This window comes from Desulfothermus sp., from assembly GCF_053993635.1.
The window spans coordinates 1-2022 of record NZ_JBMYBT010000078.1; the positions used below are offsets into that span (position 1 = coordinate 1).

Annotated in this window: 1 protein-coding gene; it reads right to left on the bottom strand. The window is 37.3% G+C overall.

Features of this window, described 5'->3' with window-relative positions; translation table 11 throughout:
- Positions 1–1819, bottom strand: a 1819-nt coding sequence (locus ACY2V1_RS06350) for a PAS domain-containing protein (RefSeq protein ID WP_461833958.1), incomplete at its 3' end; no start/stop codon positions are given.
- Between the last annotated feature and the right edge of the window lie 203 nt (positions 1820–2022).

The window sequence follows — 2022 nt, forward strand, 5'->3', positions numbered from 1 at the left end:
CAACCTCTAAAACTGTGGCATTCATCTGTTCCATTGCAGTTGCTGTCTCATACATCCTGGACTTTTGTTCTTCAGCCCCTCTGGATACCTGTTCCACCTGGGCCGATAATTCTTCAGTTGCAGTTGATACACGCTCAGCTATTTCAGCCGTGTCTCTTGCTACTTTTTGCATTTTATTTAACATGTTCTTTGTCTGGGTCTGATCAACTACTATTTCAAAGGCACCTACCACATCTCCTCGTCTATTAACAATTGGAAGGCCATGATATTCTATTTCTAGATCCAATGAGCCTGGATGTGCATCTGTCTGAGAAACCTCTAGTTGTAAACTCTTCATGGCCCTTGCGCATGCACATCTATCTGTTTGACAATCAGAGGTCTTAAAAAGGTCGTAACACTTTTTGCCTTCACCATCTGATCCAACAAGCTTTTTACCTAGCTCATTTAAATATAAGACATTAAAGTCCTTATCTAGAGTCATAAGGGGCTGGGGCAACTTTTCTATATAATTTACCAGCGCATCCACAAGCTTATTAACATCATCAACCATCTTTTTATACTCACCTGAAAACTCAGATGAATCATATCTATAACGAAGCCTTCCATTAATAATTTCCTTTGCAATTGTATCAACTCCCACAATAAGATTTTTTACAGAATCAGCAATTCTCTTTAGACCTGAACATAGCTGTCCTATCTCGTCTTTCTGGTCTATATCCAGTTTAGCATCCAGATTTCCAACAGATATTGCCTGGCAAAATTGTGCGGACTTGCTGAGGGATGAGCTAATAAAATTTCCAAATAGCACGGCAATTATACCGGCAATTATAATTATGACTATCAAATCAATTACTGCCTTGTGGATTAGACCTTTTACTGGTGCCTCTACTTCAGAAAAATTCATCTCAGCTACCAGTGCCCAGGTCTTGCCAAAGATATTTATTGGAGTATAGACAGAAAGGACATTTTGTCCCATATAATTTGTAATAACTTTTTCCCCTGATTTTCCAGATAGGGCTTCTTTTACAGCAAGGGTGTTAGCGCCATTTTTTTCAATGGTCCCTGCAAATGATGCCTCTACTGAATGTCCTTGTGGGTCAAGGTAGGAATCTGAGCGCATCCTAAAATCTGGTCCAACCAGATATGTCTCTCCAGTCTTTCCCATACCAGCCCTTTGTTTCATAATCCTCTCTATTCTAGATTTAGACAATCTCAGAGCCACAATAGTTTTCAACTCCCCTTTTTCAATAATAGGCATGGCAATAAAAGCAGCTGGTTTGTTATTTATTGGACCATAAGGCTCAAAATCAGCAAATCCAAACTTTCTGGTCCCAATTACCTTTTTAATCAACCTTCCAAAATTGGAAGATGACCACTTACCGGTTAAAAAATTAGTCTTGTAGTCTGCCAGTTCTTTTGCCGTTAAAAAGCAATAACCATCAGGCGCAATTAAATAAAAATCATCGTGTTTATATTTCTCCAAAAAGTGGAAAATATAATCCTTCGCATAAGTAGTCAAAAATTCTTCCAAAGAGATGTCTAATTCTCCTCGTTCTTTTGAAGCGTAATATTGTTCAATGTACTCTTTAGTGACCTCAGCCATCACTTCAAGTTCCCTAGAAAAGCGACAAAAAAGTCGCTCAATATTCTCCTTTTTTAAATCTCTCACAGACACAAGGTGCTCAAAGGCAGAATTCATTAATTGGTTTGATGCAAACCGAACATTTTGCCAAACAAGTATTAAAATCGGGATAATTGAAGTAACAAAGAAAAAGATTAATAATTTGTTTCGCATCTTCATGTTTTTTAAAAAAGACATACACACCTCCTTTTTGTTACTGAACTGTGAACAGAAATTGCTCCCATCTATTTCTTCCTATCTCTTCAATTGTTACATATTACTTCAAGGCAATTTTTAGCTTATCCTCAAATTCCTCCAATGAATTTACTCGCATTGCTATCTTAAACAAACCTTTTACTACTTCTCGGCTATCAATTTCCTTAATCTTTTTGGCAATAGAG